The sequence below is a fragment of the Paenibacillus agaridevorans genome, from assembly GCF_003112455.1.
Taxonomy (GTDB): domain Bacteria; phylum Bacillota; class Bacilli; order Paenibacillales; family Paenibacillaceae; genus Pristimantibacillus; species Pristimantibacillus agaridevorans.
Genome location: NZ_BDQX01000286.1, coordinates 27,573 through 53,018 on the forward strand (window position 1 = coordinate 27,573; position 25,446 = coordinate 53,018).

General features: G+C 52.8%; 9 protein-coding genes and 1 pseudogene. 8 read left to right on the top strand and 2 right to left on the bottom strand.

Annotation, left to right across the window (positions count from 1 at the left end):
- The first annotated feature begins 44 nt into the window (after positions 1–44).
- From PAT3040_RS23590 to PAT3040_RS23605, 4 genes are all read left to right on the top strand, one after another.
- Entirely contained in the window at positions 45–1,805 is a 1,761-nt protein-coding gene (locus PAT3040_RS23590) for a sensor histidine kinase (protein ID WP_181376794.1), read from the top strand.
- Positions 1,802–3,379 (top strand): response regulator, encoded by a 1,578-nt coding sequence (locus PAT3040_RS23595; RefSeq protein WP_108994612.1) that lies wholly within the window; start codon positions 1,802–1,804, stop codon positions 3,377–3,379. Before PAT3040_RS23590 ends, PAT3040_RS23595 begins: the two co-directional genes overlap by 4 nt.
- A gap of 608 nt (positions 3,380–3,987) precedes the next feature.
- Entirely contained in the window at positions 3,988–11,280 is a 7,293-nt protein-coding gene (locus PAT3040_RS23600; protein ID WP_181376795.1) for an S-layer homology domain-containing protein, read from the top strand.
- 93 nt (positions 11,281–11,373) lie between these two features.
- A complete protein-coding gene (locus PAT3040_RS23605; protein WP_108994614.1) occupies positions 11,374–12,093 on the top strand; it encodes a sulfite exporter TauE/SafE family protein in 720 nt (239 codons plus the stop codon).
- 209 nt (positions 12,094–12,302) lie between these two features.
- On the opposite strand, the gene PAT3040_RS23610 is transcribed toward PAT3040_RS23605, so the two are convergent.
- Together PAT3040_RS23610 and PAT3040_RS23615 are read right to left on the bottom strand one after the other, a co-directional pair.
- Positions 12,303–16,127, bottom strand: coding sequence for a malectin domain-containing carbohydrate-binding protein (locus PAT3040_RS23610; protein ID WP_108994615.1), 3,825 nt, complete (start codon positions 16,125–16,127; stop codon positions 12,303–12,305).
- A 33-nt stretch (positions 16,128–16,160) separates the two neighbouring features.
- On the bottom strand, positions 16,161–17,150 hold the full coding sequence (locus PAT3040_RS23615) for a Gfo/Idh/MocA family protein (RefSeq protein WP_108994616.1): 990 nt from the start codon (positions 17,148–17,150) through the stop codon (positions 16,161–16,163).
- A 319-nt stretch (positions 17,151–17,469) separates the two neighbouring features.
- Here PAT3040_RS23615 and PAT3040_RS23620 point away from each other — a divergent pair, with 319 nt between their 5' ends.
- The 4 genes and pseudogenes from PAT3040_RS23620 to PAT3040_RS23635 all read left to right on the top strand — a co-directional run.
- On the top strand, positions 17,470–19,224 hold the full coding sequence (locus PAT3040_RS23620) for a GxGYxYP domain-containing protein (RefSeq protein ID WP_108994617.1): 1,755 nt from the start codon (positions 17,470–17,472) through the stop codon (positions 19,222–19,224).
- Positions 19,221–21,953 (top strand): alpha-mannosidase, encoded by a 2,733-nt coding sequence (locus PAT3040_RS23625; RefSeq protein WP_108994618.1) that lies wholly within the window; start codon positions 19,221–19,223, stop codon positions 21,951–21,953. Before PAT3040_RS23620 ends, PAT3040_RS23625 begins: the two co-directional genes overlap by 4 nt.
- Positions 21,954–21,985: 32 nt before the next feature.
- The gene (locus tag PAT3040_RS23630; RefSeq protein WP_181376796.1) at positions 21,986–24,718 is read left to right on the top strand and encodes a glycoside hydrolase family 38 N-terminal domain-containing protein; all 2,733 of its coding nucleotides are present in this window, start codon (positions 21,986–21,988) and stop codon (positions 24,716–24,718) included.
- Between the two features lie 450 nt (positions 24,719–25,168).
- Positions 25,169–25,446: pseudogene (locus tag PAT3040_RS23635) on the top strand (IS4 family transposase); the annotation flags it as partial.

A 25,446-nucleotide genomic window follows, 5' to 3' on the forward strand; every position in this document is an offset into this window, starting at 1 on the left:
TCATGTCGTCACATTATAATGAGCGTAAATTGGAGGAGCAGGGCATGATGAAGTGGTTTCATAAATATTCGTTTTATTTGCGCATCCAGTTATCATTTCTTTTATTCATCCTGCTCCCCCTTTTCAGCGCGAGCTTGCTTGCCTACATCGTTATCAAAGATATTACGTTGGATAAGGTAAAGGCCTCCCAGCATAATGTGATCAATATGATTGCCCACGATTTGTCCAAATCGGTCGAGGATGTTATTTACTCCAACAATCTGGTCAGCTTTAACAAAAGCTCGGCCTTTCTGGAATCTCTGAAAAATTTCAAGGATGTATCGGTTCTGCAATCCTTAAAGGATTACGAAAGTTTGATGGCGATTTCGGAATATATCGATCTGGTATTTTCCAAAACGACGGGGATGAACGCCTCTATTTTTTATCTGAATCAGCAGGGTTATATTGTTTATGGAAACAATAATGAGCTTGATTTTCGCTCGCTCAAAACATGGGTGGCCGAGAAAGAGGTTTCCGACTGGATTACCAACGCGAATCCCAACCGTTTGCAATGGATGATGGCCGACGATCTTAAGGTAAGCAACTGGCGGAAATCGGATACCTTTTATATGGCCATGCGTCCCGTCAATCATTTATATACGGGCGAGCGGCTGGGAACCCTGTTTATCGGCATTCCGAACCATTATTTCCAGGAAGTGATGTCAACCGTCAATTTTGGGCAAATCGAACTGGTCAATGAGAACGGGGCAAAGGTTTTCTCCCATGTTATGGAGGGAACGGCCGCGATTGCGCAAAACAATCAGGTAGAGCTTCGGTCTAAAGTGCCTATTACGGGGTGGGAGCTGATTTATCGGTTCTCTTACAAAGAAATTACCAAGGAACTGACTTACGTTTTCCGTATCCATATTCTATTAATCATCGTTTGCTTGATTCTATTTTTATTCATCTCCATCTTTATCGGGAGGCAGCTCTATCGCCCGCTGGACAAGCTTCGCCGGGTGGCCGAGAATTTCGGCGAGGGCGATCGCGTCGTCCGTTTCCCGGTAAAAGGCAGGGACGAGCTGTCCGTTCTCGGGATCGCTTTCAATAATATGCTGGACAGAATCAATCGTCTGCTCTTGAACATCGAGCAGGAACAGGAAGAAAAAAGAGTGATCGAACTGCAGGCCTTGTTCGCGCAAATTCATCCGCATTTCCTGCTTAATACTTTAAATTCAGTCAAGTGCAACCTTGCGCTGGGCGGGGATCGGATTCATAGCGGGCAGATTGGCTCATTAATGAGCTTACTGGGCGCTTATATGAGAGTCAATGAAATGAGCACGCTGGAAGACGAGTGCAGGCTGCTGGTCGATTACACCCAGATCATGAAGATGCGTACCGAAATGGACTTTCAGTTTCACATTAACATTCCCGATGAATGGAAAGGGTTCATGGTGCCCAGACTGATGTTGCAGCCGATGGTAGAAAATGCAATTATTCACGGCTTCTCGAAACTTCCCGATTTCCCTGCGGATCCGATGATCCGGGTAGAGGTCTATGCTTCGGGAGATGACCTTGTGATCGATGTTGCAGATAATGGAAAAGGAATACCTGCGTCTGCGCTGGCAAACTTGCACTCCACGCTGGAAAAGGACAAGGAACCGACCGCTTCCAACCAACGTATCGGATTGCCTAATGTGTTGCGCAGGCTGCAACTGACTTTCGGCGAATCTTCTTCCATTCGGGTCTATGAAAATGCGGATAAAGGTTTGACGGTTTCCATGCGTATTCCATTGCAAGATGGCGAAAAGGGGGGATTCGAATGAGAAAAGTGATGATTATAGACGATGATGTGCCGATGCTTCGTTATTTGGAACGGATGATCGATTGGGAGTCCTTGCATTTGCAGGTTGTGGCAACCGCTTTCTCCAGCGTCAAGGCGCTGGAGTTATTTCGCGAGAAGGACCCCGATATCGTCATTACGGATATCGGGATGCCGCAAATAGACGGAATCGAGCTGGCCACTCGTGTCCGCGAGATCAACCCCGCTGTAAGGCTTATCTTTGTCACATGCCATGAGGATTTTGGTTATGCCAGAAGCGCCATGCACCTGCAAGCGGATGATTATTTGATCAAGTATGAATTAACGACAGAGAAATTAATGGGCAGCTTGCAGAAAGCATCCAAATTGGCCGACGAATCGCGGGAGCGTATCGATCAGTTGTCCTTCAGGGAAGAACTGGAACACCATAAGGACCAAATCAAAAAACAATTGTGGCGTCTGCTCAGCGGCAAGCTCGATGAACAGAAGGTGTCGCAATTATTGCAGAAGATTGGAATGCGCTGGGAACAGCCGCGTTTTATGCTGGCTGCGGCAACGGTAGATTACGCCTCTCTGCTGGAACATTATCACTATGAGGATCTGGATCTGATCCACTATGCCTTCTACAACATTGCGGAAGAGACGGCTGCCGATTGGGCGCCGGTCCTTATTATTCCGCAGGAGCAAGCAGGCAAGTTCGTATTTATTTTGAACTATAGGCCCAACCTGGCCGTTAACATCCGTAAGGAATTTGAAGCTTATTTGGAGAAGCTCCGCGAAAAAATCAAAAGTTATCTAAAGATTGAGATGAGAGGCATCATTAGCGGCGAGCTAAATGGACTCGGCGCAATCAAGACGGTTCATGAACAATTAATGGAAGCCCAACAGGCGCTTTATTACAAACCATGGACCATATCCCACTTGTCCGATGATGCTCCCTCTATATGGACAGTCAACGATCAAGAGTTTAAAAGGTATAAGGATGAACTGCTGCAGGCCAATGAAAAGCAGGATCTGAGTTCGTTAGAAGCGGTATTGGAGCGAATGGAGAACTATGCCCGGACGGTCATGCTGAAGCCGCAATTATATGTGTATCATCTGTCCCAAATGCTGCGGTCGTTGGACTACGAATGGAATATCCAACACGAAAAGGAGCATCTGCATGCGCTGTTGCCGCATATTATTTCTTCTCGGGAGGCACTCCAGCTTGCGAAGCAGCATGTAGGCAAATTGGGCGGCATGCAAGATCGCGGGGAGACCATGAAGGAGCCAAGACTGCACGAAATCAATGAATATATCAGCACCCATTTGGCCGAGAACGTGTCTTCGGTTTCCGTGGCCAACCATCTGTATCTGAATCCGAGCTACTTTTCGCGTTATTTCAAGAAGATTGCAGGCATTAACTTTACCGAATATGTGCATAGGTACAAGATGGATATTGCCAAGCAATTGTTTGAACAGGGCGAGTCGGTGGAGATGGTCGCCATAAAGCTGGGATACTCGGATCGGACGTACTTTTCCAAGGTGTTCAAAAAATATATCGGAATTAGCCCGCTAGACTACAAATCAAATAAATAAACGCGACAAGGAACCCGATTTTCACTTTAAAGTGGAAGAGGGGTTCCTTTTTTTTTTTTTGCGGCTCTAAGACTTGTGAACAACAGGTTGAAAAATTTAACAGACACCAGCGACGCTATTTGTCCGATTTTAACCTCAAACAAAATCTAACGGACGGGAAAAACACTATTGGGTAGTAATGGAGCCGATTTGCACGGTGATGATGCCAATAATGTCGTACATGTCCTTTAGATTTTCGAAAGTCTAAAAAATCGAAGAATAACGTTATTTATGTCCGTTAGGCAGTGAGTGACTGGATGTTTTTGTTTTTTTTGAAACAACTTCAGGCGATTTTGTGCTTTTCGGAGCCATGGCGTGACGAACAGAACTTGTTCAGCGTTTGTTCAGAGGGCAATGGTACTATTTTAGTAGATATTGTCGAAATTCGCTGTCAGATGAGCATGCAATCCTATTAGATGTTACCTACGAGAGGGAGGCTCTATGACGAAATAACATAATTCATAGTCTATTTTACTCGTGTCGAAAGATACTCGATTAGCGAATGTTTGGAAAAAACTTATATGTTTATGGATCAGCAGTTTAACTAGATGCCAGGGAGGAAGGTATGCATGCTAAGCTTGAAAAGATTTCAATTATCGTTGTTGGCGTTGCTATTAATCATTCAGGTGGCAATTCCAGGAGTCGGAAGCAGCGTCTATGCGGCGGATGACAATTTTATTACGTTTAAGTACGATTCTTTCAGCGATGACGACAGATTGAAAACGAATGGCGTTACGAGCTACAATAATGGCCGATTAAGATTGACGCCCGCAGCTGAACAAAAATGGGGAACAGCCTTTAATATGGAGCGCGTGTCGTTGAAAAACAATCGTTCCTTCAGTTCTTATTTTACGTTTGAATTGTCTGGTGGCGGGGGAGTTTCTCCGGGCTGGGCTGACGGTATCGTGTTTACGGTACAAACCTTCTCGAACGCCGCGGGAGCGGCTGGCGGGGGAATGGGCTACCAAGGCATTCAGCAAAGCGTAGGCATCGAATTCGATACGTGGAACAATGGAACGGGTCTGGGAGATCCCAGCAGCAACCATATTGGAATCAATTACAACGGCGTGCTGGGGGGAAGTAACGTACAGTCGCTGTCAACTTCGACATTGGACATGAAATCCGGCACGATTCACGCCTGGGTTGATTATGATGGCCTCAATAAGAAAATCGAAGTGCGGGTCAACAAAAATTCCGATACAAGGCCGACAGCGGCGAATCTTACTCAGACAAATGTAAATTTGACATCGATTTTGAATTCCAGCGACGTTTATGTAGGTTTTACGGCCGCAACGGGCGGCGCTTATCAGAATCACGATATTACCAAATGGTATTTCACCAACGATTTTGCCCCGATCGATGTCCGCAATAATACGTATGTGCAAGCGCCGACAAGATACACGATCGCAAAGACGGAGCAAGAGGACGGCAGATGGAAGCTGGATATTACAGCGGTGGGCGGCACGAGGCAAAATGAAATTCCGATTACGGTGACGGCTACGAACGATGCAATCGTCGAACCGTCGTCGGTTGTAACGGATGCTGACGGCAAAGCCGTGGTATACATTTCGTCTTCCGGGACGTCGGGTCCCTCTACGGTGAAGGCGGAAGGTCCAAGCGGCATATTTACAACTACTGAAGTAACACTGGTGGGCAAGTCTACTGCGCCTTTGGCGCAAGATATTGTCGCCAATGCGACGGATCAGCAATTAACGCTGAGCAAAGTGCCTGCAGGAGCGGTAATTTCGATCTACCGGAGCGAAAGCGACAGTGAGCCGCTGCAAATCACGTCAGTGACCGGCGGAACCGTCGAGCTCATAGCGGAGGATCTGTCATTCTCCTTAAGCAGCGAAGAAAATATCTACATTACGTATCAAACCGGAATCCGGCTTGAGAGCGACAAAACGGCGATAAGGCCGAAGGTGCGCAGCGGAGCGCTCGCAGTTGGGCGGATTGTATCCAACGGGACGAAGGACACGGTCTATGTAGCGGATGTGCCAGCAGGAGCAACGGTTCGTATCTATGATCCTGCTTCCGGTGAGTTAATCGGCGAAGCCGCTGCGGCTGCCGACCCGAACCCTCTGGCTGTCACGATTGCGGACGGACTGCTGGACTTGCAGCAAGTAGAAGCGACGATTCAGAACCATGACGAAATCGAGAGCCATCGAACTTCGGCAACGACCCGTCTGGAAACAAGCGATCAGCCGGTCCATGTTACGGCGAATAGCGCGACAAACATCATTACGGTCGAGGATGTGCCGAGCGGTGCAAAGGTCATCGTGTATGACAAGGATGGCGATGAGATCGCCTCGATTTATAACCGGACAGCCAATACGCGCGACATGGTCATCGACATGTTCCCTCCGGGAATCGAACTCGGCGATCATTATGAGGTTTCTATTATTGAAGTAAAAAAATACGAGAGCGATAAAGTCGGCGTCGACGGCAAAGTGCCGAGCCAATCGCTAGCGGCGGATCAGCTTGCCGCCAATGCGACGACGGATACCGTCACGGCGGCGGACATTGCTCCAGGAACGATCGTTCGCGTCTACGATGCGAATGGCGTTCTGCTAGGCCAAGCGGTTAACGAAGGCGGCACGGCAGGCGATGTTGTTGTTGCAATCGACACGAATCTTGCCAATAAACAACAACTGTTCGTCACGCAGCAAGTAGCGGGCGAGCTCGAAAGCGCGAAGACGAGCGTTATTGCGCATTTCGATCAAAGCGCTGCGCCAATCTACGTTGCGGCGAATGCGACGGATGACACCGTAACGGTGACGAACGTTCCGGCAGGCGCGACGGTGACGGTGTATGATGAAGATGACGAGGTCATTGGCACGGCGACAAACAACGGCGCTGCGGCGGGAACGGTTATCGTAGAGATCGAAAACGGCCTTAACGATAAGACTAACGTAAAAGTAACGATCACGGAGCCGAACAAGTCCGAAAGCGAGCTGACTACAGCAGTGGTTCTGGTTCAATCGGAATGGCCGAATGATACCAGCATCGTAGCAAAGGGCACCGAAGGCACGGTAACGGTGAGCGATGTTCCGGCTGAAGCGACGATCATTGTATACGACAAGGACGGCAAGGAATTGGGCCGCCTTAAGCAAGGCGAAAAAGCGGGGCCGTTGACGCTGGAAAACTTGCAAGACATGGGCGAGGAGATTTATGTCAGTATCTTGATCGATGGGCAGTTGGAGAGCAATAAAGCTTCTCAGTTGGTAACTTATGAGCAGAGCGAACCGCTAACGGCGGATCAGGTGTCTGCGAACGTGACCAACAATACGGTTGAGGTAACGAATCTGGCTCCGGGCACGACGATTATCATCTATGACGATCAACCCAAAGTAATTGGAACTGCGACAAATACAGGCAATGCCTCTGGCACGGTTATTGTCGAGCTTTCTATCGATCTTGCGGATGGAGACAGTGTATTCGTATCGAAGAAAGACAGCGACAAATCGGCAAGCGAGCCGATTGCGGTAATCGCTGCGTATACGCAGAGCGCCAAGCCGGTCACTGTCGTTGCCAATGCCTCGACGGATACTGTAACGGTGACGAACGTTCCGCCAGGTGCAACGGTGACGGTGTACGATGACAAGGGCGACGAAATCGGCAAAGCGACAAACAATGGCGAAACAGCGGGAACGGTAATCGTCACGATCGGTGGCGGCCTTAACGACGGGACTATCGTAAAAGTAACCATTACGGAGCCGAACATGTCCGAGAGCGAGGAAACCGAAGCTGCGACGCAAACGAAGTCGGTATGGCCAAACGATTCCAGTATCGTGGCGGACGGAACCGAAGGCACGGTAACGGTGAGCGATGTTCCGGCTGAAGCTACGATCATTGTATACGATAAGGACGGCAAGGAGTTGGGCCGCCTTAAGCAAGGCGAAACAGCGGGACCGTTGACGCTGGAAAACTTGCAAGGCATGGGCGATCAGATTCAAGTCAGCATCGTAATTGCAGGACAGTTGGAGAGCGCGCCGCAGCAAGCGAACGTGGTCTACACGCAAAGCGCTGCCCTTCTGGATTCAGCGATAACCGCCAATGCCACGAACGACACCGTGACGGTGACGAACGTACCGGCGGGCGCTGTAATCAAGGTATACGATGAGGATGGCGAGTTGATCGGCACGGCAGCGAACGAAGAGGATGAAGCGGGTTCGGTCGTTGTAACGATTCCGTTGCCCGGTGGTCTGACGGACGGGCAAGCGGTTGATGTCACGATTACGGAGCCGGACAAGACGGAAAGCGAAAAAACAAACGTTACGTCAACCACTGATCAAAGCGTTCCGCCGCTGTTGGAATCGTCCATTACGGCGAATGCGACGGACAATACGGTGACGGTAACGAATGTTCCGCCAGGAGCGACGGTGACGGTGTACGATGAAGAAGGCGAAATCGGCACTGCTACTAATAACGGTAATACAGCTGGACCGGTAACCGTCACAATCAGCGGAGAGTATGACGAGTCGGACTCCGTCTATGTAACAATTACGGAGCCGAATAAGCTGGAGAGCGAGAAGGTCAAAGCGGAGATGCAAATCGAGGCGGTATGGCCAAGCGAATCCAGCATCGAGGCGGATGGCATGGAAGGCACGGTAACGGTGACGAAGGTGCCGTCTGGCGCGACGATCATCGTATACGATAAGGACGGCAAGGAGTTGGGCCGTCTTACGCAAGGCGAAACAGCGGGACCGTTGACGCTGGAGAACCTGGAAGGTCTGGGCGATAAGATTCAAGTCAGCATCGTCATCGACGGGTATCTGGAGAGCTCGCCGCAGCAAGCGGTTGTGGACTACCTGCCAAGCGTTGCGCTTGATGGACCGGCAATAACCGCCAACGCGACGGACGACACGGTGACAGTAACGAACGTTCCGGCAGGGGCTGTAATCAAGGTGTATGCTGCAAATGGCGATCCGATCGGCACGGCAATGAACGAAGAAGACGAGGCGGGTCCGGTCGTCGTAACGATTCCGTTGCCCGGCGGTCTGAGCGACAAGCAAAAGGTTGATGTTACGATTACGGAACGAAACAGAGGGGAAAGCCCGAAAACAACCGTAGAGGCAGCCGCCAAACAAAGCGCTGAGCCAGTCTACGTTGCGGCGAATGCGACGAACAATACCGTAACGGTGACGAACGTTCCGCCGGGTGCAACGGTGACGGTGTACGATGACAAAGGCGAAATCGGCACGGCGACAAACAACAGCGATACAGCGGGAACGGTAACCGTCACGATTATCGACGGATTTGGCGAAGCGGAAGTGGTTCATGTAACGATTACGGAGCCGAACAAGCTCGAAAGTCTGGCTGTTCAGGTAGACATTCTGGTGATGTCCGACCCGTTGACGGTTGATCGTATTACGACCAATGCGACGAAGGATACGGTCCAAGTTGCTTCGGTCCCCGCAGGCGCAACGATTTATATTTATAATGCCGGCAATCAATTGATCGGCACGATAACCAACGATAGCCTTGATTCCGCGGACTTGACGATTGCGATCCTAGCACCGGGCATAGCCGGCGGCGATACGGTGAAGGTGTCCGTTAAGGAGAAGGACAAACTGGAGAGCAGCACTGTATCGGTCATTGCCGGATTGGAGCAGACAACTGCTCTTGGAGAGGAACAGGCAATCGTTAACGCCAGCAAGGATGTTATTACCGTTAAGGATGTTGCCCCTGGAGCAACCGTCAGAGTGTACGACTCGACGGGCAAGCTGCTTATTTCCAGGAAGAACACAACATCCGGAAGTACAAATCTGGTTATTGCAATGAATCCGGGCTTTGATGCGGGAGTACAATATTTGATCAGCGTCACGGAGCCGAATAAGCTGGAAAGCGAGAAAAACAGCTTTATTGCGCGCGATCAATCCTCCAGACCAACGAACGAACAGATTGAAAGTATCAGCGTTCAACAGGATACGATCGTCGTCAAGGATGTTCCGAACGGCGCGACGGTCGTCGTCTACGATGCCGAGGGCAAAGAAGCAGGCAGAGCGACGAACACTTCGGGTTCGAACGGAGAGGTTACGGTCAAGGGACCGATTAAGACAAACGAGCTGCAAATTACGATCATTGAGTCAGGCAAGCTGGAAAGCGATAAGCTGATCGTGGATTTGCTGTTGACGACCGAGGAGCAGATTAACAATGCATTGCGCCGCCTGTCAGTAGAGTACCAGGGTCAGGATACTTGGGAAAGCGTGACGAACAACGTATTCGTTCTAACGGTAGGAGCGCATGATACGCAGGTACAATGGCAATCCGCCAAACCGAACGTTATAGCGATCAACTCGCCATTAAACAACCGGATTGAAGCGACGGTTGCCCGTCAAGCTAACGATGTCAGTGTCATTCTGACCGCCGAAATTTCCAAGAACGGCATGACGAAGAGCAGAACCTTCCTGCTGATCGTCAAATCCGAAAGCCTGGACAAAATAAGCGAGTCCGTTGGACGCCAAGTCGATATCAAGGGCGGAGAACAACAAGAGCAAGAGCAGCAAGTCGACGTTAACCGTATTACAATGTCCGACGGATCCAAGATCGATAAGGCGATATTCGATGCAGCCAGCGCGGGTACGTTTGCCGGCAATCCATTGACCGCCGACAACCCGGCGGTTATATACGTCAATGAAGATACAGATCCGGCTGATGAATACGCGATCGAAATTCCGCAGCAGTCTATGTCCTTGTTGGCGGATCACGGGAATTCGCTTGAAATTCAAACCGACTTTGCGCATCTGAGCATGGGCAACGATATGCTGGCGCAAATGAATGAAAGCTTCCTGGATCTGTTCTTCCGTATTGTACCGGTTAAAAATGCAGACAAACAGAAAGCAATCAACGATGCAATTCCGAATGAATCTGTCGTTCGGACTGCGGCAGGCGGTCGTCAAGTTGAGGTGCTCGGCTCCTCGCTGGAGATCGAGACTAACTACAGCAACTACAATACAAAGCTGTTTATTCCTTTCGCCAAGAACGGTATTGTAGTGCCGACTGGCAATGCAGCAAGCTTCCTTGATTCGCTGCGGATTTACATTGAACACAGCGATGGGGAAAAGGTTGTTCAGCAAGGCACTGTCGTCTACAAGGATGGCGTGCCGGTCGGACTGGAAATCGAAATCAACAAGTTCAGTACATTTACGATTATTCAGTTAAAGAGCGCTCCAGTCATTATTTTCCCTGTCAATCCAGTTGACGAGGAAGAAGAGGCTGAAGAGGAGACACCGGAGTCCGCTCATCATTCCGCCTATATGAAAGGATATACGGACGGCACTTTCAGACCGAATGCATCCGTTAAGCGCTCGGAGATGGCATCTATCCTGTTTAGAGTGAATGAGCTTGAAGCGGAGGCTTCGTTTAAGCAGCTGTATCCGGATGTAAATGCAGGCCACTGGGCGTCGCTCAACATTGAACGGCTCAATGGGCTTGGGTGGATGATTGGCGATACGTTAGGGAACTTCCGTCCGGAGTCTGGCATTACGAGAGCGGAGATGGCAATGATTCTTGCCAGATGGCTGGAGCTCGAATTGCCGTCGGAACCGCAATCCGGCTTCGATGACGTAGGCGCGGGACATTGGGCAAATCAAGCAATCTCAGCCGTGTCGAATGCGGGATACATGATCGGTTACGAAGAGGGCGACTTCAAGCCGAATCGTTATTTGACCAGAGCGGAGGCCGTAACGATCATTAATCGGGTTCTTAATCGCGGACCGCTGACTCACGTTCCTGCTCCTTCCTGGAAGGATGTCGATCACAAACATTGGGCATATGGCGCGATTGAGGAAGCTTCCCGCAATCATTTTTATACGAAGCTTGAAGGCGAAAGCGGAGAACAGTACAAAGATTCCAAATAAACGATCCTGATCGGCGAGGCTGTCCATCTACGGGGCAGCCTCGCTTTTTGTGCGATTCTTTTAATCGGAATTGCAAACTGTTACAATAAATAGATGTCGATCCTTCTATTTATTATCATTATTTTGATGGCTTCCATATTGCAAACCAGCACGGGGTTTGGCTTTTCTATTCTAGCCACGCCATTTCTTCTTCTTTTGTTCGAACCAATGGAAGCGATTCAAATCAATTTGATTTTATCGCTCATTATATCGTTGGCCCTAATAACTAAAATAAAAAAGGATATAGATTTTGGCATTTTAAAGAGGTTAATAGCGGGGAGTGTTATTGGTCTACCATTGGGGATCGTTACCTTTCTGTTTTTAGACATTAATAAATTGAAAATGGGTATAAGCATCATTATCTTGTTGTTAACCATGTTATTAATACTTAAGTTTCGTATCAAACAAAATAAGGGCAAGGATTTGTTTGTCGGAGGATTATCAGGTTCCCTGACAGCAAGCATAGGCATGCCCGGACCGCCCGTTTTGCTGTATTTTTCGGGAACAGATACTTCAAAAGAAAAGCTGAGAGGCACGACGCTGGCCTTTTATTTGTTTATCTATTTAATGAGTTTATTTATCCAAATCATTTTTGCCGGAACAAGTAAAACCGTCTGGCTATCAAGCGGTCTGGCTCTACCTCTTGTAGGGTTAGGTCTGTATCTGGGTCAACTTTTATTTAACAGGGTTAATCAGAGGTTTTTTCGGATATTCACCTATGTCATTTTGTTGTTTACAGGCATTTATTTGTTAATTGACAGTTGGAAACCATAGGGTCTTGATCGGAAAGGCCCACCGTCTGGCGTCCGGACGCCCATAGAACTCGACAAGCCCGTCAGGACAATTCCTGACGGGCTTGAAGCGTTGACTTGCTATTCCAAAGATCAACGGCTATAGCTGCTTAATCAAATACGATCTCCTTGCCAGTTACCCTCTTTCTGCTGAAACGAATGGTGGTTGAAAAGAATACGTCGGCCTGATCATCAGCGCGTGCGCACCACTTCGATGGCGTTGACGGCTGCCGCATCGGCTAGAGCGCTGAAGTCGATGTCCAGCACTCCGTCCGTTACGGTAATGTTGCCGAAGCCGTACCTGCGTGCCTTGTCATGTCCGAGCGCTCCCGTATAGTTGTCGTAGCCCGACAGCATGTTTGCGCCTTCGATGTCGACGTCGAATATCCTTATACCGGCGGCATTGTAGTAGATCTCCGCGAAGTCGAGCTTTACTTTATAAGTGCCGTTCGGAACGTTGAACTTGTAAGCGAACGCGTTGCCTCCGCTACCGAAACGCTGAGTGCGGTACAGCGCCTGGTCGCTCGTTCCCGATATCGTATCCGTCGTTGTGGTAACGGATGTCGTGGTTGTCGTATAACCCCATGTATTGGCGCCCGTGTAAGACTGATCGGCAGCCCAGACGAGTCCGGCAGTATCACTGTAGGCCGTAGATGCCCCTACGTTTACTCGTTGCTCGTAAGCGTCGACCACGTTGATGGTCCAGGTCTTGACGGTGCCGAAGGTCGCGACTCCGTCCTGAATCATGCCTGCGCTGAAGGTGTAGGTACCTGGTGTTGCCGGCGCCTGGATGCTGAATGTAAAGCTCTTGCGCTGGCTGGTTGCGATCGTCTCCGAGCCGGGCACAAAGGCGCGCTGATTGGTCGCGCTCAGGCTGTATCCGCCGCTGACAAAGTCGCTCCAGCCGAATTGATTGGTTGGACCGGCATAAAGCCTGTACATATTCGCTTCCGTCCACTCGTTCGCCCCGGCATTCTGAACATCGATGCTCACACCGGCCTTGCTGCCGGCCGCCATAACGGTCGGCACTTCCCACCCCGCGAACTTCGCATCCCTTGGGTCGGCGACGCGAATGGTGAAGGTCTTCGCGGTGCCGAAGCCTGCGCTGCCGTTGTTTAACTGCATCGAAAGCGTGTAGTTGCCCGGCGTGCTCGGCGCGGTCACGAAGAAGGAGAAGGTCTTCGCCTGTTCGGTCTTAATACGCTCCGACGAGCTCATGTATACGCTCTGATTGCTTGCGCTGACGCTCGTGCCGCCGTAAGGGAAGCGGCTCCAGGTCAATTGATTGGTACTGGCGCTCTTTAGCGTGTAGTTGCCCGCGCGGGTCCAGTCGTTCGTTCCCGTGTTCCTGAAGCTGACGGAGACGGGGACGACGTCGCCTGGCGCCACGTATTCGGGGATATTGTCATGGAAGCTAACCGCATCGTTGGCGGAAGCGCCGCCCGGCGTGACACGGATGTCGTATACCCCCGTATCGCCGAAGAGAGCGGTGCCGTCCTTGATCATCTGGACCGCGAAGCTGTAGACGCCTCTCGTTCGCGGCGCCGCGATGGAGAAGCTGAACGTCTTGCTCCCGCCTGGCGCGATGCTGTCCGCGGCGCCTAGGTAAACGCGCTGATTATTGACGCCGCTGCTGTATCCGCCGCCGCTGCCGAACCCGCTCCACAGCACCTGGTTGCTGTCCGGAATAGCGGCAAGTCTGAAGTTGTTGGCGGCCGTCCATGTGCTGGTGCCGATGTTTTTTACCGTGACGGACACCGCGGATACTTGCTCCTCGTTCATGACTGACGGTACGGTGACGGCTGTGATGCGCGCCGCATTGGCCGGAACCGGGATGACCTGAACCGTCTTCTTGCGGTTGTCGCCGAAAGCGGCCACGCCATCTCGAATCATCGAAGTGCCGAACAGGTAGCTGCCGGGCGTTGTCGGCGCCTGCACCTGAAAGGTGAACGTCTTGGTCTGCTGCGGCGCGACGCTGTCCGACGATGCCAAAAAGACACGCTGATTGCCGGCAGCCAAGGAATAGCCGCCGTCAGGAAAGTCGCTCCAGACGAGCGCATTGTCCGCGGTTGCGGATAATCTGAACAGGTTAGCCTCCGTCCATGCGGCGCTGCCGACATTGCGGACGGTGACGGATGCCGTATACTTCTGGCCGGCGATCATCTGATCCGGAAGCTGGAGATCCAGGATAATGGCGTCATTGGACACATTGCCCTTGACCTTCTGTCTGATCAGCGAAGCATAGGTATACGGATCAACCGCTTCGTAGTTATACTCCGGATGTTCGGCCTTGATCTTCTTCATGACCTGACTGATATATTCGGTTGAGGTGAAAGCGGGCTTGATGTACAGGAAGTTGGGCGTCGTTCCCGGGCTTGTCAACGCTGCCGTCGCGCTGTAAATTTGGGCGGCCTGCGCATTGACGTTGTTGGTGGCAATCGGCACGTTATCGCCCATCACGACCATGTTCGTGCTTCGTACATCCGGCTTGGGCGAGCTGAGATTGGGATTGTAGACCAGGGACAGGTCGTTCGAGAACCAGCGGTATACCTCCTCCGAGGACGGAGAGACGACCCCGGCGTTGCCGTTCAGGACGAATCCGGACATCGTATAGCCCGTCGAGCGGTAGATTTGCTCGTTCCAACCCTTCCAGACGGAGACATCCTTAATGAAGTCCGGATTGGCATACCCGCCCGCACCGGCGCCCGCAACCAGGTAGTCGCCCGGCGTTGCCGTATCGTAGAGGAATTGCATGATGTCCCCGGCGTTTCGGGTGGCAGGCACGATATTCCACGCAATCGGCGTCTTGCCCCTGGCAGGGTCCGCATTCCACACGTAAGGGAATTGATAATGGACGGTCGAGGAGTCGTGATCGCCCATTCCCCACAGGATATAGGTTTTGTTGGCGAGAATAGGACGGCTGCCGGCCTCGTTCGCCGGCTTTAAATTCGTCGCGACGGGCGACCACCAATGAACGGACATATTGGAGTCGCCCATCGTATCGAGGATGCTGACGATGGCTGCGTTGTACTTGGAGAGCAGCTCGACCGTCTTCCATTCGCCCTCGAACTCCGTATGGGACCCTTTGCCGCCGTAAGTCGAATATTTGTCCCACCATGGGAAAAATCCGTAAACCTCGATCATGGTTTTGTTCCCATGCAAGGCGTACGCCGACTGAAGGATGGCGAGGAAGGTTTCCAGATCCTTGCCAAGCGTCTGATTGGGGGCATCGAAAGGCCGTTCGTCGCCCCAAGGGCTCAGGTCGAATACGAAGCCCTTGCGCATGACGAGTATGTCTCTTGCGGATACGTATTCCTGCGAGTGAGTGGCGGGCAGCATCGCGTACGCGTCTTCGATGTAGCCAAGCACGCCTGCATTCGCAAGTCCCGTATCCAAATATTGCTGCTTTGCCCACACATAGGCGTCCGTCTTGGCATTGGCGCCGCTGAATTGTCCGGCCAGATTGCGCGCGACGGTCAGGCCGTTCGGCGCGGAGGTCAAGCGGGTGTAGAGGCGCCCGCCTCCCATGACGGCCGGCGTCCGCTCGATGCCGGCGATGGTCGTTGCCACGTTGGCCGTGGCATGGACTTTGGGATCCCAGACGACAAGTCCGCCCAGGTCGGCCCGGAACGTATCGACCAGCGCTTCGAGCGTGGCAATCGGGCTTACCGTATATTCGCTCAACCACTGTCCCGGCTTGCGAAAGGTTTCCAGCCACTTCTCGTCGATCTGCAGCGATTGCACGGACGTGATGGACGGGGTCTGTACGTAAAAGGAATTGTAGACGTACAGCCGCGGCCCCTTTTGGTTGACAATCCCTTGCAGCGTGGTGACAAAAAGCTTGATATCGTAAGATTCGGCCGTGTTGAACGAGCCCGAGATCTGCCGCAGATCGAACGTGTAGATGACCGGGTAGGCAGCGGCGTCGGCCTGCTTGGACTGGTAGGTCATCAAGCCGGTTATAACGAGCGCAAATATTAGGAACAGCTTAAGCAATCGGTTCATTGTCATTGTCATAAAGCACCCTCCGATACGATCGAATGTAAGGCTTTATCTAACGGATTCCAATTGACCCGAATGACTGGATCTGCGCGCCAGCAAGACGGCTCTTGCCGACGCGATGCAGTCCGCGGCGGATAGAACCTGCGGCTGCTCGCCGCGGATTCTGCGAACGAAGTCCAGACATACGCTGTCGTACTCTTGCACCTCTTCCATCACATTGCGGTGATTCCGGTCATGCGTGCATAAGATCACCTCGCCGGTCTTGATCAGCACTTCGATCGTGCCGTCCGTACCGACGACGAACATTCTGCAATCCCATGACGTATTGCGCGGCGTCAGCCAATCCGCCTCAATATGAACCGTGGCGCCTCCCTCCAGGACGAACAGCGCCTGAGCGAAGTCGATGTAATCCGGCTTGTCCGCGAAAAAACGGGTATGCAGCGAACGGGCCATCACTTCGCGTACCTCGCCGCGGCTCATCCACAAGGCCAGGTCGATGTCGTGGATCATCAGATCCACGATCAGGCCGCCGTTGCGGGCGTTCTCGTACATCCAGGGCTCCTCGCGCTGAGCCGTCGATTCATGCGGACGCATCATGATGCAGCCCGCGATATCGCCGATCGCTCCTTGATCGATCAATTCCTTGGCCTTCACGTACAGCGGATTGAACCGCTCGGTCAGTAGAACCGAAAACTCGGCGTCCGAGACCGCAATCTGCCGCTCCAGCAGCTCCAGCTCCTCTTCGGTGATCGAGACGGGTTTGTCCGAGATGACATGTTTGCCGCGCTTCAGACATTCGATGACGGCATCGGTCTTGAGATCGTTGGGCAAGCAGACGATCGCCGTATTGCAGTCCACCTCGTCCAGCATCAGCGAATAATCCTGGTAGAACGGCACCCCATACCGATCCGCAACGGTCTGCCAGCGTTCCTCCGTCTCCATGACGGCGACCAGTCGGACATTGTCGGCTTTCAGTATTTCTTGAATCGCGTACTCTCCATGAATGCGGAGACCGATTGCTACGACTTTTAATTCCATGAAATTCCTCCTTTCCGAGTCAATGCTGATTTTTTAAAGATGAACTTGATAGACCCTAGTATAAAAGGAGAGCGACAGCTGCGAAATTCAGAATTCTACGCACACGTTTCAAAATTCTACGCAGTTTGTATCCGCTTGCAACAAAGTTCGCGGAACTTGCAATGAATTGCGTTTCCTTAAGGAATGAAAGCGTTGCCGTAGGATAATGAAAGGTTTGTGTAGGATAATCAATGTCTAATTGCGGACGATCATCCTACAATAAAGATGCCCATAAGGGCTGCCGTTTCCAAACGGCAAGGAATCAACGAGGAGGATCGCGATGTACCATTTTCAGGCCTCGGCTTATATCCATTCCTTCACCGGTCCCGAAAACAGCAAGCTGAGATACGACTTATTGAAAGCTGTTTCCGCCTTGCAGGGGTTGGTTAATCGGGATTGCTGCAGGTTATATATGACGTTCATGGATGAGACGGACGAATACTGGCTGAAGCATTACCGATCCGCGGATGGGTTTCTGTCAGAAGAGGACTGGCACGAGCTGAAAGACTGGTATGAATTGTTGGATGCCTTCGAGCCTTGGTTGAAGGGCGTCGTGCTGTGGGATGACGAGGTGCCGGCCACATCGAATGTAGCCGCTACGATTTGCGGCGTCGAAGGGCTGCTGCCGGTACGATACGATCCGTCGCCGGGATCGTTCTACAGTCAATTTATTGCCGGGGATCGACGTCTTCCCGTCAAACGCAGCCTGGTCGGTCTATTCTCTGGAACCGGCACGATTCCGGGCAGCGGGTCGCCTAGCACGGGCAGCGCCAAGTGCGACGCCTACCTTTGGGCCAAGGAGAACTACCTGGACGCCGGATTGTGCGACCCGACGCTGCTTGCCTTTTATCTGGACGGCCATCGATGGATTCCGGACGGGGAATGGTATCCGGATTTGAACAATACGATGCTTTCCAATCACGACTATTATATCGCTCGCAAAGCCTTCTTCTTTGATCTCAGCCCATGGGACGACGAGACGCCCGGCGATGATCCCGACCAGCCGCCAGGCGCCGACCTGCGAACGATGAAGGACATTTTGCTGAGCCAATACCGCAACAGTGGCGGGAACGTCATCTTCACAGTCGGCGGCTTCACCCCCTGGTATGTCAAATATACGGAGTCCAGCCTTTGGCCCGGCAAGCACGGCGCGATCGAGACGGAGTGGCGGCATGCGGAAATCCTATCTTGCTACAATGCGATCATGGACGCGGACGCTTACGGTTTGTCCGGCATGGCGAACGCTTCGATCCACCGCCATTATCCGCTCAGGGAAAGGTATGAGCAATCAAGATCGGCCTTGGCGGCACGAAAGCCTGAGCGGGGAAAGGTTTACGTCATGTTCTATATGGGGGATTACGATTCGGCGGCATGGCTGAACGCCCATGTCGGCGTCCTGTGGGACGACCCGCGAAGAGGGGAGCTTCCGCTTGCTTGGGGCTTCAATCCCAACCTGTCGGAGCGGGTTCCGCAAGTTTTCGATTACGTCTACCGGACGAAATCGGACCGGGATGTATTTGTATCCGGCGATTCCGGGGCGGGTTACTTAAATCCGACCCACTTGTTGGAGCCGAGAATTCATTCGGGTCTGCCTTCGGGCATGGATGCCTGGATCGCGCATAACCGGCGGTATTACGAGCGGTTCGACCTCACGATAACGGGCTTTTTGCTTAATGGCTACGATTCCATCAACACGGAAGTCCAGAGGGCCTACGCCGAATTTTCGCCGGATGGCGTCGTTACGCAGGAGTACCAAGGACCGGGAGAGATGGACGGAACGCCGTTCCAGCAGCTCTTTCACAACATTGGACCCTATGGAACGATACGCGAAGCCGCGGATGTCGTCTACGGCAGCCTGGCGGCCACGGAAGAGCCGCAATTTATCGTCTATCGCACGGTGCTGGCATCTCCGTCGTTTCTGGTCGAGCTGCTGGAGACGATTGCGGCGGAACGGCCGGAAATTTCGCTGGAGCCTCTGGATCCTTATACGTTCTTCGGCATGAAAAAACAATATCAATCGGAGGAGCAACGATGATAAACGTACACATTGTCCCGCATACGCATTGGGACCGGGAATGGTATCTGCCTTACCAGGAGTTCCGCATTCGCCTTACCCGGCTGGTCGGCAAGCTGCTGGCGATTCTGGAGCGGGACCCCGAATACGCGAGCTTCCATCTGGATGGGCAAAGCAGCGTGCTGGACGACTATCTGGAAATTCATCCGGAAGACCGGGAAAAGTTGAAGCGTTATATAACGGAGGGCAGGATCAAGCTGGGCCCCTGGTATGTGCAGCCTGACGAATCGCTTGTCAGCGGCGAATCGCTTATTCGGAATTTTCAATTGGGCATTCGGATCGCCGAGGAGATGGGAGGCAGCCAGCGCTTTGGCTACTTGCCCGATATGTTCGGCCATATCTCGCAATTGCCGCAAATTCTGGACGGTTTCGGCATGAAGGAGGCCGTGTTCTGGCGAGGGCTCGGAGAGGTCGTCCCGGAGTCGGGCACAGAGCTGAAGTGGAAGGGCGCGGACGGAACGACGCTGTTTGCTTACCGGTTTCCGAATGCGCTCGGTTATAACAGCGTTTTCCGCCTGCACGCCGACATAGACAAAGCCGAACGACAGCTGCGGGAGCTGTTTGAGGGGCATCTGCTGCCTCCGACAAAAGCTTCGTCGGTTCTTGTCATGGTGGGCGTGGACCATATGGAGCCGCAGGACGATTTGAGCGAAATCATAAACAAGCTGGCGCCGCGCTTTCCGGGATACAAGCTGATCCACAGCACGATGGAGCAGTTTCTGGCCTCCGCGAAGGCGGAGACGGAAAGCATAGCGGATGGGTTGTATACGGCCGTCGGCGAGTTGAGGGATACCAATCGCTCCGTGGACGGCTCGATCAACTTTCTGTTGGCCAATGTGTTATCCTCCAGAATGCCCCTCAAGCAGTTCAACGCGAAGGTGCAGTTTGAGCTGGAACGATGGGCGGAGCCGTTCTCGGCTATATGGCACGGCATGGGAGGCGCTTATCCGGATAAGCTGCTCGCGCAGTCCTGGAAATACCTGCTCCAGAACCATCCCCACGACTCCATATGCGGATGCAGTCGCGACGAAGTGCATCGGCAGATGATGACCCGCTTCGAATGGGCCCAGGAAATCGCGGGGCAGCTGACGGATGAATCCCTCCGTTATATCGCGTCGGAAATCGATACGTCAGCCTTGCCGGACGAGGCGATTGTGTTCCATGTATTTAACCCGCTGGAGCGCGGCCGCAAGGATACGGTGACCGTGGAGCTGATGCTTCCGGATGCCGACGCGGATATTCGTTTTTTCGAAATCCGCGACAGCGAAGGCCGCGTGCTGCCTTCGCAATGGGTGGATATGAAGCGGGAGCTGATTGCCGGCAATCATCCCGACGACGAGGTCCGGGATCTCGGCTTGCTGGAAGCCGCCGTAGCGCCGGAGGAGAAGGGCATTCTGGTCGGCCTGGCGTTCGTTCGCAAGGCGACTGTGCGCTTTGTCCCCCATGAGCTGCCGGCTCTCGGTTACGGGACCTTTACCGCGACGCCTGTTCGGATGGCCTCCCTGGATGAACGCACGTTAGTGGATGGACATGCGCTCGAGAATGAGTGGCTTCGGGTAGAGGTCGGCCAGAACGGAAGCGTTCGGCTTCTTGACAAGATAAGCGGACGGCAGTACGACAATGTGCTCGTATACGAGGATGGAGGCGATATCGGCGACGGTTATACCTTCTCGCCGCCTTTGTTCGACGAGCGCTTCTCTACGGCGGGCCTGCAGGCTTCCATCTCCGTGACGGAAGACGGTCCGGCAAGGGGGGCTCTCCGTATCGCGCAAAGCTGGCAGCTGCCTGTCGGACTGGAGAGCGACCGCAAGCGGCGTTTATCGACCAGACGTGAATGTCTCCTGACGACGGAGCTCAGCCTTGGCAAACACGACCGCTGGGTGGGCGTGACGGCGCGCTTCGACAATCAGGTCGGCGATCATCGCCTGCGCGTGAAGATTGCGACCGGCATTGGGGCCGCGCAATCATGGGCATCCTCTGCCTTCGATATGGTTAGACGGTCAACGAAGGTTGCTCAGCCCTCCGATGATCGCTGGATTGAGGATGCCGTCGGCGTCCATCCAAACCAAGGTCTGGCGGGAGTCACGAGTCCGTGCGGATCGTATGGCTTTGCGGTTGCTCCTTACGGTCTTCCCGAATACGAGGTGACGCCTAGCGGCGATATTCTCGTCACGCTTGTCCGTTCCGTCGGTTATCTGGGTTCTCCGGACCTGCGAACCATCCGCGGCGGAGCAGGTCCGATGTTCAAGACGCCGGAGGCGCAATGCCAGGGAGAGCTGACGTACCGGCTGGCGCTTATCCCGCATGCGGGGGACGGCGCGCAAAGCGGGGAAGCTTGGCAGCGATCCGCCGAGCATCATCTGCCGGCGCGCGCGGTTCAGATGCGCAAGCATGCCGGAACGATGCCGCTTGTTCACTCTTTTGTCAGCCTCGATACGCCGGAAAACCCGATTGTGCTGTCCGCGCTTAAGAGGACGGAAGGACGCGACGGAACGCTTCTTCGTGGCTTTAACCCGTCGGAATCCGAGCATTCTGTGACATTTCAGCTCGATCGTCCTGTCAAAGAAGCCTATGTACTGGATTTGGAGGAAAACCGCAAGGAACCCGTTCAGATTGGTGCGTCGGACGGCAGAGGCGCGACCTTGCATTTTAAGCCCAAACAGATCATTACAATTGAAGCGGTTCATTAATTCGGAGTTTCCGAACCATGGAGGACAGTGGCATGACACGGAAAAAAACCTATCATTTCATCGCGCATACGCATTGGGACCGCGAATGGTACATGACGTTCGAACAATTCCGATATCGTTTGGTCCAGTTGATCGACAAGCTGCTCGACCTGCTCGACCGCGATCCCGAATTCAAGTCGTTCCATCTCGACGGGCAGACGATCGTGCTGGAAGATTACTACGCGCTGCGTCCGCATCAGAAGCCGCGTATGGAACGGTTGATTCGGGAAGGCCGAATTCTGATCGGTCCCTGGTATCAACAGAACGATTTGTATTTGACGAGCGCGGAGTCTACCATCCGCAGTCTGATGGAAGGGATCAGCGCATCGCGCAGGCTGGGCGGAGAGATGAAGGTCGGTTATTTGCCGGATCACTTCGGGTTGATCGGTCAGATGCCGCAACTGTTCAAGGACATAGGCATCGACAACTGCGTGTTCGGCCGCGCCTACGATGCCGGCAAGCACGGCAGCCCGTTCTTTCGATGGCAGTCCCCTGACGGCTCGGAGGTAACGGCGCTTCAGCTTTATTATTGGTATAACAGCGCGCAGCGTTTGCCTAGCGATCCGGATCAGCTGCAAGCCGTCTTCGACATGATCAGGGAACGCGAAGAGAAAATCAATCCGACATCGCATTATCCCATGATGAACGGAGTCGATCATCTGGAGGCGCAGGAAAATCTCCCCGAGGTTTTAAAGCGGCTGCGCAGCTTGTACGGCGACGATATTGATGTCTTGCATAGCACGCTGCCGGATTATGTAGAGAGCGTACAGCGGGAAATGGGAGAGCAGCCGGAAGGGACTTATCCCGTCCTGCAAGGCGAGCTTCGGGAAGCGCCCGAATACAATATCCTTGCCGGCACGTTATCGAGCCGAATTTATATCAAGCAAGCGAATCTGGAATGTCATGATTTAATCGAGAAGTGGCTGGAGCCGCTGTCGACATGGTGCGCCATGCTGGACCTGGATTCTTACGATAAGGAAGCCATCCGTTACGTCTGGAAATTATACATGGAGAACCACCCGCACGACAGTATATGCGGCTGCAGCCAAGACGCCGTGCACGATCAAATGATGGACCGGTTCCGGCGCGTAAAGGAGCTGACGGAAACCATCATCGACCGCAAGCTAGGGATCATCGCGAGGCAGGTTGATGGCAACGCGTACGAACGGGACGACCAGAAGCTGCTCGTCGTCAATACGTCGCAGTTGGAAGCCACGAGGGTCATCCGAACGCCCGTTTATTTCCTGGAAGACGAGAAGGTGGAGTCCTTCTCCATCGAGGACGAGAACGGACAGCGAATTCCCTATAGGTTGGTATCGGAAGCGCCAAGCCGCGTGCAAGTAATTAGTCCCATTAATTTGCCCGGCGTTATCGGCGTAAAGCGCTGCGAAATCGAATGGCAGCCGCACGTGCCGGCGCTAGGGTATGCGACGTATCGCGTGCGCCAGCATCGGGAAGGGGCAGTTCTGCAGGATGCCACGGATCGGCGGCAGTCGAATCAAGAGGCGGCAAGGCTGCAGGATGCCCCGAATCCGCTGCCTTCGATTCTGGAGAACGACCAGCTCAGGGTCGAGCTGCAAGACAATGGCACGTTCCATGTGCTGCACAAGAAGTCGGGGCGCCGGCTCAGCAATCAAGGGCAAATACAGAACGTCGGCGACCGCGGGGACTTGTACGTGTTTAAAAAGGTGCAAGACGGCGAAGGCGATCGGATTTGGGACGGACCCGTCGAGTGGGTATCCAGAACCGACAATTCACTTTATCAGGAAGCCGTCTACCGATTCGTCTGGCAGTTGCCTATCGGGCTGGATGCCTCGAAGGAGAGCATGTCGGAGGAGACGGCGCCTAGCGTCTTCGAAGTGACGCTGAGGCTTGACGCGGCTTCCGAACGATTGGACATACGGGTGCAGGTAGACAACGGAGTCAAGGATCATCGTCTGCGAATGCTGTTCCCGTCGGAGGATGCGGCGCTGCACGTGCTGGCGGGCGGACAGCTCGATGTCGTGAAGAGAAGCTGGGACTGCGGAAAGGAATGGGAGCGGGATGCGAATTCGCAGCCGTTTTGGAAGTGGTTTGCCCCTGTGTACAACAGCGGCGGTTCGGCGATTTTTGCTAAAGGCCTGCATGATTATGAGATGCTGAACGAGGGCAGAACGGCTGGAGTAACGCTGCTTCGCAGTGTAGAAACAATCCATCTGAGAGAGACCGTGTACATGGAGCAGGATTATCAGCCGAAAGCCCAGTGCATCGGACTACATAGGTTGGAGCTTGCATTGAGGCCTTTTGCGGAGGAATCCGCTACCCGGCTTTATCAAGAGGCGGAGCTCTATCATCAAGGGTTATTGACGAAGCTGCTCCCGATCGATGAGGACAAATGGAACAAGGGAAGGTCCTGGGTGCAGGATACATCGCATGGCGGACTGTTTAAGCTGCCGGATCCCAACGTGTCGAAGTCCCGTCTCCCTACCAAGGACAGCCTGATCAAGCTGGCGGGCGACGTCATGTTATCCGCTCAGAAATGGTCGGAGGACGGCAATCAACCTATTATTCGGTTATACAATGTGGAGTCTCAAACTTCGGAAGTCATCCTGTCTGCACCGATACCCATCAAGGGTGCGATAATCACCAATATCATTGAGGAGCAACAGGGGGCGGTTGATGCGGCGGACAATCGGATTACATGTTCAATCGCCGCAAAGAAGTTTGTTACTTATAAGTTGGTGTAGACCAAAGAGCCTTCCGGATGCTGGAGCCGGAAGGCTTTTCATTGTTAGTATAACATTTATAAAATATCAGGTTTAACGGATGATAATACGAGTGCAAGTGCAAGTGCAAGTGCAAGTGCAAGTGCGAGTACGAGGAGAGGCCAATCGTATACCGCAGAGCAAAATAGAGGGAAAAGCTCCCTATAATCGGGGGGGAATCAGGCTAATGGCCCGGATTAGAGGGAAAAGTGCCCTTTAATCGGGGTGAGACTACCCCGAGTCCGGCGATTGGGGCTGATTAGAGGGAGGATTTCCACTAGCGTTGCATCAAAGCTTACACTTCAAATATAGTTTCATAAATTAGCTAAATTTGTAATTTTATGTTCGTTTTTCATGGACGGGACATAAATAAAACTCCATTGTAGTGAGGTAGGATACCAATCCATACACCCATACAAAGGAGTAGCCGTAATGAGTGTAGCGGATAAACAGGTCGTTCGTCAATGTCTTTCTCTTTTACCTTTGCAAGATTTTGTTGCCCCTTTTCTGGATTATCGGAAACAGCTCAAAACGGTTCATCTGCTCAAACTTTTTATCACCGCGCAATTGCTGAACTGGGACTCCCTTCGTACCATAGAGAGTGCCATTCGCTCGGATGAAGAGTTTCAGGCCGAGTTTCAAGTGCAAAGCATCAGCAAGTCGCAGCTTTCACGTCGCATGAATAGCTTACCCGTCGAGATCACACAAGC